Source organism: Klebsiella planticola ATCC 33531 (genome assembly GCF_000735435.1).
In the GTDB taxonomy this organism is placed as follows: domain Bacteria; phylum Pseudomonadota; class Gammaproteobacteria; order Enterobacterales; family Enterobacteriaceae; genus Klebsiella; species Klebsiella planticola.
Genome location: NZ_JMPP01000014.1, coordinates 269,669 through 284,846 on the forward strand (window position 1 = coordinate 269,669; position 15,178 = coordinate 284,846).

11 protein-coding genes are annotated in these 15,178 nt (G+C 57.8%); 6 read left to right on the forward strand and 5 right to left on the reverse strand.

The window, feature by feature from the left end; genetic code table 11:
- Positions 1 to 11: 11 nt before the first annotated feature.
- The 5 genes from bcsA to GRPL_RS20005 are packed head-to-tail and all read left to right on the forward strand — an operon-like array spanning position 12 to position 10,132.
- The gene (gene bcsA / locus GRPL_RS20025; RefSeq protein ID WP_032698675.1) at positions 12 to 2,123 is read left to right on the forward strand and encodes a UDP-forming cellulose synthase catalytic subunit; all 2,112 of its coding nucleotides are present in this window, start codon (positions 12 to 14) and stop codon (positions 2,121 to 2,123) included.
- Positions 2,120 to 4,603, forward strand: coding sequence for a cellulose biosynthesis cyclic di-GMP-binding regulatory protein BcsB (bcsB, locus tag GRPL_RS20020; protein ID WP_032696969.1), 2,484 nt, complete (start codon positions 2,120 to 2,122; stop codon positions 4,601 to 4,603). The genes bcsA and bcsB overlap by 4 nt, the downstream gene beginning before the upstream one ends.
- Entirely contained in the window at positions 4,600 to 8,652 is a 4,053-nt protein-coding gene (locus tag GRPL_RS20015; protein ID WP_032698583.1) for a cellulose biosynthesis protein BcsC, read from the forward strand. Before bcsB ends, GRPL_RS20015 begins: the two co-directional genes overlap by 4 nt.
- A complete protein-coding gene (gene bcsD / locus GRPL_RS20010; RefSeq protein WP_162180061.1) occupies positions 8,652 to 9,128 on the forward strand; it encodes a cellulose biosynthesis protein BcsD in 477 nt (158 codons plus the stop codon). The genes GRPL_RS20015 and bcsD overlap by 1 nt, the downstream gene beginning before the upstream one ends.
- Positions 9,129 to 9,139: 11 nt before the next feature.
- Entirely contained in the window at positions 9,140 to 10,132 is a 993-nt protein-coding gene (locus GRPL_RS20005; RefSeq protein ID WP_032698584.1) for a family 8 glycosyl hydrolase, read from the forward strand.
- A gap of 62 nt (positions 10,133 to 10,194) precedes the next feature.
- On the opposite strand, the gene map is transcribed toward GRPL_RS20005, so the two are convergent.
- From map to bcsE, 5 genes are all read right to left on the reverse strand, one after another.
- A complete protein-coding gene (gene map, locus GRPL_RS20000) occupies positions 10,195 to 10,974 on the reverse strand; it encodes a type I methionyl aminopeptidase (RefSeq protein WP_032696968.1) in 780 nt (259 codons plus the stop codon).
- On the reverse strand, positions 10,955 to 11,173 hold the full coding sequence (locus tag GRPL_RS19995; RefSeq protein ID WP_004868736.1) for a ParD-like family protein: 219 nt from the start codon (positions 11,171 to 11,173) through the stop codon (positions 10,955 to 10,957). Before GRPL_RS19995 ends, map begins: the two co-directional genes overlap by 20 nt.
- Before the next feature lie 218 nt (positions 11,174 to 11,391).
- Complete coding sequence (gene bcsG / locus GRPL_RS19990) at positions 11,392 to 13,062, reverse strand: cellulose biosynthesis protein BcsG (protein ID WP_032690334.1); 1,671 nt, start codon at positions 13,060 to 13,062, stop codon at positions 11,392 to 11,394.
- A complete protein-coding gene (bcsF, locus tag GRPL_RS19985; RefSeq protein ID WP_032690335.1) occupies positions 13,059 to 13,256 on the reverse strand; it encodes a cellulose biosynthesis protein BcsF in 198 nt (65 codons plus the stop codon). The genes bcsG and bcsF overlap by 4 nt, the downstream gene beginning before the upstream one ends.
- A complete protein-coding gene (bcsE, locus tag GRPL_RS19980; RefSeq protein WP_032698586.1) occupies positions 13,253 to 14,809 on the reverse strand; it encodes a cellulose biosynthesis protein BcsE in 1,557 nt (518 codons plus the stop codon). Before bcsE ends, bcsF begins: the two co-directional genes overlap by 4 nt.
- Positions 14,810 to 14,978: 169 nt before the next feature.
- On the opposite strand from bcsE, the gene bcsR reads away from it, so the two are divergent.
- Positions 14,979 to 15,167 carry a cellulose biosynthesis protein BcsR gene (gene bcsR, locus GRPL_RS19975; protein ID WP_004868728.1) on the forward strand — a complete coding sequence of 63 codons (189 nt, stop codon included), beginning with the start codon at positions 14,979 to 14,981 and terminating at the stop codon, positions 15,165 to 15,167.
- The last annotated feature ends 11 nt before the right edge of the window (positions 15,168 to 15,178 follow it).

Sequence of the window (15,178 nt, forward strand, 5' to 3'; positions counted from 1 at the left end):
AGGGCTGCTGAATGAAAAAGTCTCTTTTCTGGTTGCTGGCACTGGTGCTATCGCCGATTGCCGTTCTGGTCATTATTACGCCGATGGACAGCCAAAAGCAGTACCTTTTTGGTCTGCTAAGCATCGGTATTCTGTTCTTAATGGGCTTTAGCAAAAAGCGCAGTATTTCGGTCATTATGGTCGTGACTTCGCTGCTGATGTCTACCCGCTATATGTATTTTCGCCTGACGCAGACCCTGCATTTTAACTCCACTATTGAGACGGTGCTGGGGATGGGGCTGTTTCTGGCGGAAGTCTATATCTGGGTGATGCTGCTGCTGAACTATCTGCAAACGGTCTGGCCGCTGAAGCGAGAAATCGTCCCGCTGCCGGATGATATGAGCACATGGCCGACGGTCGATATTTATATTCCCAGCTATAACGAACCGCTGGAAGTGGTACGTGATACCGTGTTGGCTGCGCAGTGTATCGATTACCCGGCGGATAAAATGAAAATTTATCTGCTGGACGATGGCAAACGTAGCGAGTTTGCGGTGTTCGCCGCCGATGTCGGCGTTGGCTATATCACCCGTAATGATAATAAACACGCCAAGGCGGGTAACCTGAACCACGCGATGACCCTGACTCATGGGGAGCTGATTTGCGTTTTCGACTGTGACCACGTGGCGACCCGCGTGTTCCTGCAGGCGACGGTCGGCGGCTTCCTCAAAGACCCGATGCTGGCGCTGGTGCAGACCCCGCACTATTTTTATTCGCCGGACCCGTTTGAACGCAACCTCTCCGTCGGCCGCAATATCCCCAATGAAGGGATGCTGTTCTATGGCCCGATTCAGCAGGGCAACGATAACTGGAACGCGACCTTCTTCTGCGGTTCCTGCGCCGTGATTCGTCGTAAAGCGCTGGATGATATCGGTGGTTTTGCCGTAGAAACTGTGACCGAAGATGCGCACACCGCGCTTAAATTTCAGCGCCTGGGCTGGAAATCATCGTTTCTCGATATTCCACTGGCTGCGGGTTTAGCCACCGAACGTTTGGTCGTGCACGTCATTCAGCGTACCCGCTGGGCGCGTGGGATGACGCAAATTTTCCGCCTCGATAACCCGCTACTGGGCCGCGGGCTGACCTTCCAGCAGCGCCTGTGTTATCTCAGCGCCATGCTCTACTATCAGTTCGCCCTGCCACGGGTCGTGTTTGTCACCGCACCGTTAGCGTATCTGTTGTTTAACCTGAATATTATCTACTCCTCAGCGAGCCTGATTGTCTCGTATGCGCTACCGCATCTGTTCCTGGCGATTTATGTCGGCTCACGGATGAACGGTCGCTATCGCTACAGCTTCTGGGGGGAAATCTATGACATCGTGCTGGCATTCCACCTGGTGCTGCCGACGCTGGTGACGATGATCTTCCCCAAACGCGGTAAATTCAACGTGACCGACAAAGGGGGGCTGCTGGATGTGGGCTACTTCGACTTTACCGTCGTCAGGCCGCATCTGGTGGTGGCATGTTTGCTCGCGGTTGGCGTGATTGTCGGTATCGTCAGGGCCATTGGCCATGACTATTTCGGCTCGGATCCTAACGTTATCGCGCTGAACGTCGGCTGGGGGCTGTACAGCCTGATCTTCCTGCTGGCGGCGATTGCCGTTGCCCGGGAAACCCGCCAGGTGCGGAAAACGATCCGTATCGACGTCAATATTCCGGTGTTGATTCACTACGCCAGCGGCATCGTGTCGCGCAGCCACACCGCAGATCTGTCGATGGGCGGATGCCGCATCTCGGTCCCGGACGATCGTCATCTGCAGGATGAGATCGAAGAGATTGAACTGATTCTGCAATCTGGCGCGATTTGTATTCCGGCTGAACAGGTGACCGCGGACGAGGACTTTATTCGCCTCAAGTTTGATGAAAATATTCCCCTCTCTTTGCGCCGTGAACTGGTGCGAGTGGTGCTGGCGCGCGCCGATGCATGGATTAACCCGCCGCGCCCGCAGGACAACCCGTTCCGGTCATTTTTCACCATCTTACGCTGCGTGTTTGAACTGTTCTGGCTGAGCTGGAAAACACGACGCGGCCGTCGCCAGCAGAAACCTGTCGCGAGTAGCGCGCAGGAGGATGGGCAACTATGAAGCGATTAACCACGCTTGCGCTGCTGGCCGGCATGTTTTCCATACCGGTGCTGCACGGTGAAGAGGCGCCGGCCGATCGTTCTGCGCCGCTCAATTTCCCGTTACCGGGCGCGACCACGGGCGGCGTTCCCGCCGATGAATCCGCGTCGACCACCGGCGCGGATCCGTCGGCCACACCGGAGGTTCCGGTGATCCCAGAACCCTCTGCCGCGTCCGGGTCGTCGACCGCATCGACACCCACGACAGCAGAACCCGCGGCGGCGGATCCGGCCACCTCGCTTCCCGTCATGCCTCCACCGACCAATACGGCAATGCCGGATGTCGCGCCGTTAACAGCGGTGGTCGGGGGCAGTCTGAATCTGGCTCAGATGGGGATGCCGGATGGCATTATCCTCAGCGGCGGTCAACAGCAGGGCGGTGCGGGTTTTACGCTGCCTTCGGACCAGGTGGTGACCCATGCAGAGCTGATGCTGGATGTTCAGGTCTCGCCGGATATGGCCGCTCGCAACGCCACGCTGCAATTGATGCTCAACGGCCAGCCTTTAGGCACGGTGCCGCTGGGCACCGACGGGGCGGACATTTCGCACTATCAGCTGGATATTCCGGCGGCGCTGATGGTCTCCAGCAACAATCTGAGCTTTAAAGTGAATGATGGCGACAACATGCAGTGCCAGCTCAATACGCATGACACGTCGGGCGTCACGATTTTACCGGCTTCGCGTTTTAACTGGGAAAGCCAGCCGCTGAATCTCAGCAATGATTTGAGTCACTTCCCGCGGCCATTCTTCGACAGCATGCAGATGACCCCGGCGGATATCGCGGTGGCCTACCCGGAGAAATCGGGAGCGGATATCTTCAGCGCCGCAGCGCTGCTCTCGTCGTGGCTGGGTATTCAGGCGGATTATCGCGGGATTGCTTTTAGCGCGCTGCGCGACCGCTTACCGGAGCGCCACGGCATTATTATCGGCCATCCGGGTGACCAGGTCGGCGGGCTGACGCTGCCGCAAACCGATAAACCGCTGCTGCAGATTGTCGATAACCCGGGTAACCCCACCTACAAACTGCTGTTGATCGTCGGGCAAAATGATGCGGCGCTGCGTGCGGCGGCCTGGCGGCTGACCCGCGGTAATATTGCCCCGCAGACCGCGAGTCTGAGCGTGGATCCGCAGGCGATCCCGATCGGCAAGCCGTATGATGCCCCGCGCTGGATCCCAACCGATCGGCCGGTAAAAATCAGCGAGCTGCTGCGTAAAGATCAGAGTATGACCGTAAACGGCGTCTGGCATGAACCGCTGCGCGTAGCTTTCCGCGCGGCGCCGGATCTCTATCTGTGGGACGGGGAAACGATTCCCTTGCAGATTGGCTACCGTTTCCCGTCGGAAAACTGGATTAATGAGGAGCAGTCGTTATTAAGCGTGACGCTCAATAACACATTCCTGCACAACCTGCCGCTAAACAAGCAGGGGCCGCTGGAGAAATTATGGCGTTATCTGGGCGGCGATGTGCGTCAGGAGCGGTTTACCATTCCGCTGGCGCCGTATCTGATTTACGGCGATAACCAGCTGTCGCTCTATTTCAACGTGGTGCCGAAACAAAACGCCCCCTGTTCGGTGGTGCTCAATAACAATATCAAGAGCCGGATTACCGATGATTCGTGGATTGATTTGAGCAATACGCGACACTTCTCGCTGCTGCCCAATCTCTCCTATTTCGTCGGCGCTTCGTTCCCGTTCTCGCGGCTGGCGGACTATTCACAAACCACGCTGCTGCTGGCGGAAAAACCGTCGGAAACGCAGGTCGCCACGCTGTTAAACCTCGCGGCCCGCTCGGGGAATGCGACCGGTACGGCGCTGGCGAACAACCGGGTTGTTTTAGGCATCCCCAGCGGTGGAGCTGGCCTTCAGTATCTGCACGATCGCGATGTGCTGGCGGTCAGCGCCCTCGATCAGAAAACGTTTAACCAGCGCTTGTTGGAAGATTCTCCTTATTATCAGACGGATAATCAGCTGGGCGTGCGCGAGTCGGGACTGAGTTCAAAAGTACAGCGATGGCTGGCCGGCGACTGGACATCCGCCAGCCTGGATGCCGATCGCTATCTCTCCTCCAGCAGCGCCTGGCGCGGCTTTATTAGCTACCGTTCACCGTGGAACCCACGGCGGACGGTGGTGGTGGCGATGGCCAGCAACGATGATCAGCTGACGAAGCTGAAAAGCGACCTTGATTCACCGCGAATCAACGCCGGTATCCGCGGTGATACGGCGGTTATCACCAGTGATAATGGGGTTCGCAGCTTCCAGGTGAGCACGCCATACCCTGGCGGGCAGATGCCGTGGTACATGATGGCCGTTTGGTATGCCAACCAGCACTCCGGTCTGCTGGCGCTGCTGGGACTGCTGGCGACAACGATCATCGGCCTGGCGCTTACCGCCATGTTTAAACGCCATGCACGCAAGCGTCTGAGTTCGGGGGATAGCCAATGAAACGAGCCACTAAAATGAAGAGCAGGGCGACCCGCGGATTATCCACGTTTTGTCTGTCCGGCGCGCTGACCCTGGGCGCCCTCGGCGATGCCATGGCCGCGGGGAATGATGCCGCGCTGCAGGCGCTGTTTGCCCAGGCGAACTACTGGCATGAAAAATCGCACGATGAGCTGGCGATAGAGTCGCTGCAGAAAGTTCTGCTGGTTGATGCCAACAACACGCAGGCCATGTATCTGATGGCGCTGTGGGCACAGCAGGGCGGCGACCTTCAGGCGGCGGCCCAGTGGCGGGCGCGCCTGGCGAAAGTGTCGCCAGAGAGCCCAAACCTGCAGGAGCTGGATAACGCTAAAAAAATGGCTCAGGTGCCGCAGGGGCAGCTGGGTCTGGCCAGACAGCAGGCGCGCAGCGGCAATATTCCGGCTGCGCTGACGACCTGGCGCAGCATGTTCAACGGCAACACGCCGCCGCCGGGGCTGGCTGGCGAGTACTACATGACCATGGCCAGCGACAAAGCGCTGTATCCTCAGGCGGTCAGCGAACTGCGTCAGTACGTGGCGCAGTATCCGCAGGAGAACGCCCCACGCGTGGCTTTAGGCAAGGCGCTGACCTGGCGGGAAGATACCCGGCGGGAAGGGATCTCAATGCTGGAATCGATGGCCAGCGGCAGTAAAGATGCCGACAGCGGCCTGCGCCAGGCGCTGCTGTGGCTGGGGCCGCAAGAGGGCGATCGGGCGTTTTACGATACCTGGATGCAGCGCCACCCGCAGGATACCGAAGTACAGAATTACTATCGCCAGCGGATAAGCGGCCAGGCGCGTGGTCAGGGGTTCGTTAACCTCAATAGCGGTAATACCGCAGCGGCGAAGCAGCAGTTTGAACAAGTGCTGCAAACCAATCCGCAGGATGCGGACGCGCTGGCCGGGATGGGATATATCGCCCAGCGCAACGGTGACTTCCAGGCCGCATCGCAATATTTAAGCCGGGCGGCGGATCTCGGCGGTAATGATTCAGCGGCGCGCCGTCAGCAGGCGGCGGACGCGCTCTTCTATGGGCAGCTGGCGCAGGCTCAGCAGGCGTACAAGCAAGGCAATATTAGTCAGGCGCTGGCGCTCTCTGCTCCGCTGGCTCAGCAGAGCGGGACGCGTGGCTCATCGGCTAAACTGTTCCGTGCCGATGTATTGCGCCATAACAAAGATCTCCCTCAGGCCGAACAAACGCTGCGCTCGCTGCTCAGCGAGCAGCCGCAAAATGGCCCGGCGCGCGAGAACCTTTACTACATCCTGCGCGAGCAAAATAAAACGGCGGAAGCGCAGGCGATGTTACGCACGCTGCCGGAGAGTTTGCAGCAAAAGCTGCAGCCGCGCATCGTGACCGGTATGCCGGGAGATTCGCTACGTCGCCAGGCGCAGGAGCAGGTCAACAGCGGCAACGTCAGCGGCGCTATCGCGACATTGCGCCAGGGGGTCTCCCGCTACCCGGATGACGCCTGGATGCGCCTCGACTTAGCCCGGCTCCTGCAAAAATCCGGCAATGACAGCGAGGCCGCGTCAACGATGGCCGCCGCGTATCGTCCCGGTGCCAGCAGTAACGACCTCTATGCCGCAGCGCTGTTTGCCAGTGAGAGCGGCGGCTGGCAGCAGGCACAGACGCTGCTGGGGCGGATTCCCGCCGCCAGCCAGACCAGCCAGATGCGCGACCTGCGTCAGCGGGTAAACTACAACCTGCAGCTGACCACCGCGCAAGACTATCTCGCCCAGGGCAACATGGTGGCGGCGTCCAATACCCTGAAAGCGATGTCGGCCACGCCGCCAAAATCACCGGCTGACGTGGGGAAACTGGCGCGATTGCTGGCGCAGAGCGGCGATGTTTCCACGGCGGTCACGCTGGTGCGCAACAATATCAGCGGCGGAATCACCGGGAACGCCGGCGACTATGCCGATCAGGTGGCGGTCCTCAACCAGGCGGGGCTGACCAATGAAGCGCAGACTCTGCTGTCGAACCCGCAGCTTCAGGCAAGCAGTACGCCAACGCAGCTGGCGAGCATCCGCAACGGCTACGTGATCAACGAAGCCGATCGACTGCGGGAGCAGGGCAACTATGCCGCGGCGTATGACAAGCTGATGGGGGCGATGCAAAGCGATCCGCAAAATACCGATCTGATGTTCGCGATGGCGCGTCTCTATCAAAGCGGCAAAATGAACAAAGAAGCCGGGGTGGTCTATGACTATCTGATGACCCGCGATACGCCGGATCAGGCGGCGCGCTCCGGCGCTATCGATGTTGCGCTGTCGGCCGGCGATAACGACCGGGCGGAACAGCTGGCCGGCGGATTGCGTCAGGACAATACGCCGGATCGCCTGCTGCTGCTGGCGCGCGTCGCGGAAGCGCAGGGACACCATCAGCAGGCTATGACGTATCTGCGCAGCGCGCGCGGCAAACTGCTGGGGCTGCAGAGCAGCAACAGCGCGCAAACGCCGACCGTTGGCGGTGTGCTGGCGGCGGATAACCCCTTTGTGGGCGTCTCCCGCACGCCGTCCACGACGCGAACGGCATCGGCTTACGGGCAATATATGCCGTGGCAGGTTGCCCAGGTGTCAACAGGCAGCGGAACCACGCTGCCCGGCATCCAACGTCCCGACCTGCCGGTGGAGACCGCGCAAACCCGCATGCTGCGCCAGGTTGATACCATGATGGAGTCGCTGCAGGATAAAACCGGCACCTCGCTGCAGGGGGGGATGGAGGTGCGTGGGCGCGACGGTGAATCCGGGACCAGTAAGCTGACCGAGATGAAAACGCCGCTGACCTGGTCCTCATCGCCGTTTGGCGACTCGCGTTTTGACTTTACCGTGACGCCGATTTCGCTGAATGCCGGCACCGCCAGCGGCGACGCCTGGCGGCGCTACGGCGCGAACCCGCTCTCCAATGCGGTTTCCAACATGATTTCCACTGCCACCAGCGAACAGGCGGCGATTGCGGCGATGACTGAGACGGAGCGTACGGCATACTTTGCCAGCAATCCGGGAGCCGAAGCCTTGAGTTCGCTGGGGACGCTGAATGCGGCAGACTTTAACGCCACGACCAGCAGCGGGATGGAGAATCTGGCGAAACTTGGCGCCTATGACTCCGGACAGGTCGCCAGCTATCTGGCTTCCTCCAGCCAGAAACCGAATGTCGATCAGACCAGCGGTTCGACGGATTCGCAGAAGGCAAATGGCGTCGAATTAGCCCTGGCGCTGAGCGGCGATGATTATCGCGTGGATATCGGCAGCACGCCGTTGGGTCAGGATCTCAACACCGTGGTCGGGGGCGTGAAATGGTCGCCGAAACTCACCAACTACCTGTCATTGATCTTCACCGGTGAGCGCCGTTCGCTGACCGACAGCCTGCTCTCTTACGTGGGGCTGAAAGACACCTACTCCGGGAAAACCTGGGGGCAGGTGACAAAAAATGGCGGAACCCTGCAGCTCAGCTATGACGATGGCGACGCCGGTTTTTACGTCGGCGGCGGTGGCTACAGCTACATTGGCAGCGACGTGGCCAGCAACACCAGTATCAACGCCAATGCCGGGGTCTATCTGCGACCTTACCATGATGAGTATCGCCAGCTGCAGGCCGGTTTGAGTATGAGCTACATGGATTACTCGAAGAACCTGAGCTACTTCACCTATGGTCAGGGGGGCTACTTCAGCCCGCAAAACTACGTGAGCGTTTCGCTGCCGGTTAACCTGACGGAGAAGTATGACAACTGGACCATGAAGCTTGGCGGCTCGGTGGGCTATCAATCCTATAGTCAGGATAAGAGCGCCTACTTCCCGACCAACTCCGAATGGCAGCAGACCCTGGAGACCGCGGTGGCCAATGGTTTTGCCAAAGAGGCGTACTATTCAGCGACCTCGAAAAGCGGCATTGGCTACACGCTGCGCGCCGGGGCGGATTATAAGGTGAACAAACAGATGACGCTGGGCGGCCAGATTGGCTACGACACCTTCGGTGATTACAACGAGAGTACCGCCGGTCTCTATATCCGCTATATGTTGGGAGATAACTGATCATGACGGACAAAAACAACGCGGAAGTCATGGCCTGGTTTCAACAGCAGCAAACCCCCGCGGGATGGTTTGATCTGCTGCTCATTATGATTGACGGGATGCTGAACAACGCCGGTGAGCTGGAGAGCCAGCCATTTTTACGCCAGATGGGGGAAGCGCTGGCCGATAACTATCCGCTGCCAGAGTCAGAAACAGTCGGACAGCTGGAGGCCAATATCAACCAGCTGCTCAGCCGCTTTCAGTGGGGCGTCGTCAGCGTGGAGGTGGGCGATGACGGCCTGCGCTTACGTCATCGCGCGCTGCCGGTGAGCCGTGACGATGCGCGCCGCGTACGCTGGTGCAATGCATTTTGTGCCATACTCGAGGGGCTTTATTCTCGCTGGCTACAGGGACAAGGGGGCGGTGCGCATGTGGTGTTACAGCGTGAGCGGCTGTTCTCGGTTTCCGATGTTCAGTTCCTCTACTTCCATCCATAACGGGTGAACATATGTCTTTGCGTGCTGTAATCGCAGTCATGGTGACGATGATGGTGCTGCCCCGCGCGTGGGCAGACGCCGCCTGGGAAAGCTATAAATCGCGTTTTATGATGGCGGACGGGCGCATTGTGGATACGGGCAACGGTAACGTTTCGCATACCGAAGGCCAGGGATTCGCGATGCTGCTGGCGGTCGCGAAAAACGATCGGCCGGCCTTCGACAAGCTATGGCAATGGACCGATAAAACGCTACGCAATAAAGACAACGGGCTCTTTTACTGGCGCTATAACCCCGTGGCGCCGGACCCTGTCGCCGATAAGAACGATGCCACCGACGGCGATACCCTGATTGCATGGGCGCTGCTGCGCGCACAGCAACAGTGGGGGGACAAATCCTACGGTAACGCGTCTGATGCCATTACCGCCTCGCTGCTGAAAAATACGGTGGTGACCTTTGCCGGATATCAGGTCATGATGCCGGGCGCCAAAGGCTTCAACCGCAATGACCATCTCAATCTTAACCCCTCCTACTTTATCTTCCCGGCATGGCAGGCGTTTGCTGAGCGTACGCATCTGATCGCCTGGCGTAAGCTGCAAAGCGATGGTCAGACGCTACTGGGTAAAATGGCATGGGGCAAAACCCAGCTCCCTACCGACTGGGTTGCGCTGAAAGCTGACGGTAAGATGGAGCCGGCGAAAGAGTGGCCGCCGCGGATGAGCTATGACGCGATTCGTATCCCGCTGTATCTCACCTGGGCCGATCCGCAGAGCCCTCTGCTGACGCCGTGGAAAAACTGGTTCCAGAGCTATCCGCGGCTGCAAACGCCCGCGTGGATTAACGTCAGCACCAATAACGTCTCCCCGTGGTTTATGACCGGCGGCCTGCTGGCGGTGCGCGATCTGACCATGGGCGAGACGGCGGAGGATCCACAAATTACCGCCCAGGATGATTACTACTCCGCCAGCCTGAAACTGCTGGTCTGGCTGGCAGGGCGCGATCGGTAATGTTAGCGCCTTCGCCAGGCGCGCTCTGGCTTGCTGAAGGCGATATCGACAGCCGGAACGGCTCAGAACGGGATAATTTCGTCCTCGCGTAGCGTCAGGACTTCTACGCCGTCGGCGGTGACGGCCACGGTGTGTTCCCACTGCGCCGAGAGCTTCTTATCGCGGGTCACCACGGTCCAGCCATCCTTCTTGATTTTTGTCCGGCTATCGCCCTGGTTGACCATCGGTTCGATGGTAAAAACCATGCCCTCTCGCAGCACGGCGCCTTCACCCGGCTTGCCGTAGTGCAGCACCTGAGGCTCTTCATGCATCTCTTGCCCGACACCGTGACCGCAATACTCGCGTACGACGCTGTAGCCGTTGCTTTCAACATAGCTCTGAATCGCATGGCCGATATCACCCAGCGTGGCGCCGGGCCTGACAACCTTGATACCTTTCCACATCGCTTCATACGTTTTCTTCACCAGTCGACGGGCCAGCGGCGAAACGTCGCCGATTAAGTACATTTTGCTGGAGTCCGCAATCAGACCATCTTTTTCCAGCGTAATGTCGACGTTGACGATCGCGCCTGACTTCAGATGCTCCGTTTCTTTTGGCATACCGTGGCACACCACTTCATTCACCGAGGTATTTAAGACGAAAGGATAATCGTATTGCCCTTTGCTGGCCGGTCGGGAATGGAGCTGGTTGACGATAAACGCTTCCGCCAGGTTGTTGATCTCCATGGTGGTGATGCCGGGCTGAATATGCTTATCCAGCATGTCGAACACCGAGGCCAGCAGCGCGCCTGCCCGGCGCTGTCGGGCTAATTCGTCCGCCGTTTTAATGGGAATTGATGGCATTGATCACCTCCAGTAAACGATCGGATCCCGATTTAAGCATCATCATCTTGATTTGCTGGTGGTTAAGCTCCGGGTAGAGTTCGCTCATCATCCCAAGCCGAATCCAGTATTCCGCCTGAGCATTCACTGAGCGTGACATGGCCTTGCTGGCGTCGCGGATGTCGTCATGCAGCAGGTCGGAGATTTTTACGATTCCCATATATATGTTCCGTAATGATTCATATATATATCGTATAGCCCCAGGCGAACGCTGTCACGGCGTTTTTTGCCAGCGACGGTCGTCTGGAGTACGCCATCAGAGATAGCGACCCTGTGCGGTCGTTGGCGGTTTCACCGGGAGATTAACGAGGAGGCGAGGGGCAGTTGACTACTGGCGCATCATGGCCGCAGGGAACGCCCCTGCGGCCATTGGCGGGGTTATTGCGGGTACGGTACCCAGCTTCCGCCGTTCAGCTGAACGTAAGGTTTCCCCTGGTACTGCAGAACGATGGCGTTGGCGTTTTCCGATACCGCGGCGCTTTGCGGCAGGTTGGCGGTGTACTGCTGCCAGTCCACGTTATCTTCGGTAAACATCTTGCCGTCCAGCGCGCGTACCACCAGCTCCGACACCGCCAGATAGCTGGTTGGCTGGTCGATAATCAGCGGGGCGCCCTGATGCGGTGCCTTCATGCCGAAAAATTTCACCGCCGTCGGTACGTTGGTAATGGACGGACTCGGGATATCACGCAGGCCGGAAACCTGCATTTTGTCGCCCTTCAGCGCGCCGCCGTGCTCCGGTACGACCACGACCATCACTTTACGGCCCGATTTTTCCAGCGCGGTAAAGAAGCTGTCCAGCTCGTCGAAGAGTTTCTGCGCGCGAACTTTGTAATCCGCCGTTTTGCTCTGGCCCGGGAAGTGGTTGCCGTCGTGCAGCGGCAGAGTGTTATAGAAGGTGGCGTTGCGGGCGTTACCCTGTTTATTTTCGGTTTCCAGCCAGCGGTTGAGGGTCGCTAAGTCGTCATAGACCGGCGAGCCATCAAAAGCCTGCAGGCTGACCGGCAGCCCCGTTTGATCCATCAGCGGGCTTTGCATCCCGCCTAAGCTGCGCACCTCTTTCAGGAAGTCGCCGAACAGGCCGTTGTGGCCGAGCATCAGCTGTTGGGTAAAGCCGAGTTTTGCCAGATTTTCGAACAGGTAACAGTCGCTGCCCGACGGTTGATAGAGGTTCGAATGCGACAGCTGGCCACAGCTTGCGCGCAGCAGTCGTACCGCCGCCGGGCCGCTGTAGGAGGTCGCCGAGTTAAAGTTTTTGAACACAATATCAAAATGCTTCCACAGCGGATGATCCATCAGCCCGGCGGCTTCGATATCGGACCATGATAGCGAGCAAATGTTGATAACCAGCAGGTCAAACGGCTGGGCATCGGCCGGCAGCTGATCCGGGAACGGCGTTTTACGCTTCTGTTCTGAGGCGTAGAACGCGTTCAGCCAGTTGGTCAAATTCGCCGAGGTGGGCGGTTCGGTCTGGGCCGGAATATCGCCGCCGGCGGCCGAGGTGCTCGCCGGCGCCATCGTCGCGGTGGTAGTCTTCGCGGTGGTCGCCGCTGCCGTCGGTTGGCCCACGGGCCATAAGGTAAAGGCCGGAAGCAGTGGGCTGATCGCCAGCCACACCATAATCGCGGAGACCACCACCGTGACGCGCAGCCACTGGCTGATGAACATCCACAGTACCAGCAGCAGGAAGAAGGCGCCGACCATATTCCAGTTAATAAAGCGGGTGATCAGGTCCCAGATATAACCGGCGCTGAAGCCAGCAAGCTGTGAGCCCTGGCTGAAAATACTTTCCGGCCCCGGTAGCCAGGTATCATGCCAGAACAATCCGATGCCGATCGGAATAGCAATCCAGTGCCGCAGGCGGTGCAGTTTATATTTTGGCAGCGGGACCAGTAAAAACGCGAGAAAGACCAGGTTGAGCATGGGATGAAAATTAAGATATCCCGCCCAAAGCAGCGCAAACTTCACCAGGAAGTAAAAATTCCAACCGGCCAGGCCACGCCAGTATTGCCACAGCGGCAGCGGCGTCGCATTAGTTTTTGGATTCGTCATTTATTCAGTTTGCCTTGCTGAGTTGTTGCTTCCCGGCGTAATACGCCAGCCGGTTTGACATAACGAGGTTTAAAGAACATTAAGCGTAAGGTGGTGCGAATTCGGCGCTGATAATGGCGCGCCAGATATCCCAGCGGAAAAAACAGCAGGGCACACAGTACGATCAGCTGAAGAATATCACTGATGGACATCATGACGTTTTCTCCCTGTCGGTAGACAAACGATGCGGCTGCGGAATACGTCGCCAGCTGCGTCCGTCATGGGCCGCGTTAATGGGGGTGTTTTTCTCCATCGTAATAGGCAGCGGCGTGTTCCACTGCGCCGGCGAAATACCCCGCATCAGCCCAATTTCCGCCGTGATTTGTTTATCTTCAAACCAGACCATGCGGTTCGAAAAAATATCGCCGGTGGGCAACGGGAAAATATGGTTTAGCGCGGTGTCCAGGTCGTTTACGCGACAAAACGACAGAAACAGCACTAATCGGTTGTTACCGATCGTCATGATATCGCCCATACGGTTCGGCCGGCACAGCGTCAGCGCTTGCTCGACGCGCAGCCCCGGCGCCGGGCGCAGCGCTACCATCACCCCCTTGCTGTCCGCAGGCAGCATGGTGTTGGTCATAATGTTATGTACCGCGGCGCAGAAATCTCCCCACTTTTGGTAGCCGCGCAGTTTGAGCGGCTGACTCCAGGTCAGCAGGGTGGCGAACTCTTCCGGAATATGGCGGGTGAACTTCTGTTTTTGCACGCTTTCCACTAACGTCAGGCAGCGGGAAAGCGGGGCGCTGAAGGGGATCACCATATTCGCGCCGCTGCTGAGTAGCAGTCGCTCATCGGTAGTTCGCAGGCTGGGTAGCTGTTCGCGGACGACGATTTTCAACGCGCTGCCGCGCTGCCGGCGCAGCGTGTGAATATAGCGACCCAGTTGCTCAATTTGTTCGTTCTGCGTCACGGAAAATAACAGCGTTGCCGCCTGCGCGGTGCGGGCGGCATTAAACACGCCGTCATTGGTATCAAACAGCGTCCAGTATTCAGACAGGGCAGGCGCCCCTTCCAGGACTCGCAGGTTACTCAGGACGACCTTCTCATCGCTGCGCGGCTGCACCGTGGCCTCTTCTTCTTCAGCCAGTCGCCAGCCGTCGTCATCCTGAATTACCGTCAGCTGTTGCTGGGCGCTCATTCCTTTTTCGCTGCCCCACCAGGCAATATCATACAGAAAACTATCGCCCTGATAACGAATGCTCGCCAGCCCGGAAAGCGCGCGATACTCGTGTAATAATGGCGAGAGTTGCTTGTCTATATCATTATCTGAATTAAGAATTAATAACGAACACTTATGGTATTTAGCCCATTGATGAGATTTTTCAACCCATGCGCTTATTTTCTCACTTTTTATGTTTTTCCATGCATTTTCGGCGCACAGCAAAATAAAAAAGTAATTGGCCGGATCGATCGAGCAGAGTAAATCACGATGCATTTCTTCCAGCCCGGCCGTCAGGTCAGGCATACTGAATAACGCCACTTTTTCCGGGCCGCGATCTTTTTTTAATGATATGATTTTATTTGGTTTCTCACCCATGACGATGGCGGCGACTTTACACTCTTTATCCTGGGCCGCCAGGGTTTGATTGAGCAGGCTTACCGCGTCAGGATAGCGATCGACGTTAAGCCACCACACGCCCCCGACGGGCATATGGCAGACCTCGTCCCATAATGATGAAATACCTAAAGTATAAACGATATTCACGTCGTTCCTCGTCAGCCCTGATTCATACTGGATCAGTTTACTAGCGAAAGCGTCAGAGTAAACCTAACATTGAATTTAAAGGGTATCAGTTTTAGCATATATAGGTGACTTGAGATTGAGCCTATTATACATCGGGTTTTATTTATGTGTTTTTTGAATGGACAGCGAAATGCCGGGAAAAGAGCCTTCAGTACCCTCAGATGCAACGCTGGGTTACACCTTTCAAAATGATTTCCTGGCGTTAAGCCGGGCATTTTCCCTGCCCGAAATTGATTACCACGACATTTCCCGGCGCGAGCAGTTAGCCGCGGCGCTGAAACGCTGGCCACTATTGGCGGAACTCGCAGAGAAAAAGTAAGGACGCCGTCG

What these genes read in the sequence shown, in the direction of transcription:
- GRPL_RS20015 (WP_032698583.1), top strand. Translation starts at nt 4,600, where the DNA reads ATGAAACGAGCCACTAAAATGAAGAGCAGGGCGACCCGCGGATTATCC.
- bcsR (WP_004868728.1), top strand. Translation starts at nt 14,979, where the DNA reads ATGCCGGGAAAAGAGCCTTCAGTACCCTCAGATGCAACGCTGGGTTAC.
- bcsF (WP_032690335.1), bottom strand. Translation starts at nt 13,256, where the DNA reads ATGATGTCCATCAGTGATATTCTTCAGCTGATCGTACTGTGTGCCCTG.
- bcsA (WP_032698675.1), top strand. Translation starts at nt 12, where the DNA reads ATGAAAAAGTCTCTTTTCTGGTTGCTGGCACTGGTGCTATCGCCGATT.
- bcsG (WP_032690334.1), bottom strand. Translation starts at nt 13,062, where the DNA reads ATGACGAATCCAAAAACTAATGCGACGCCGCTGCCGCTGTGGCAATAC.
- GRPL_RS19995 (WP_004868736.1), bottom strand. Translation starts at nt 11,173, where the DNA reads ATGGGAATCGTAAAAATCTCCGACCTGCTGCATGACGACATCCGCGAC.
- map (WP_032696968.1), bottom strand. Translation starts at nt 10,974, where the DNA reads ATGCCATCAATTCCCATTAAAACGGCGGACGAATTAGCCCGACAGCGC.
- GRPL_RS20005 (WP_032698584.1), top strand. Translation starts at nt 9,140, where the DNA reads ATGTCTTTGCGTGCTGTAATCGCAGTCATGGTGACGATGATGGTGCTG.
- bcsB (WP_032696969.1), top strand. Translation starts at nt 2,120, where the DNA reads ATGAAGCGATTAACCACGCTTGCGCTGCTGGCCGGCATGTTTTCCATA.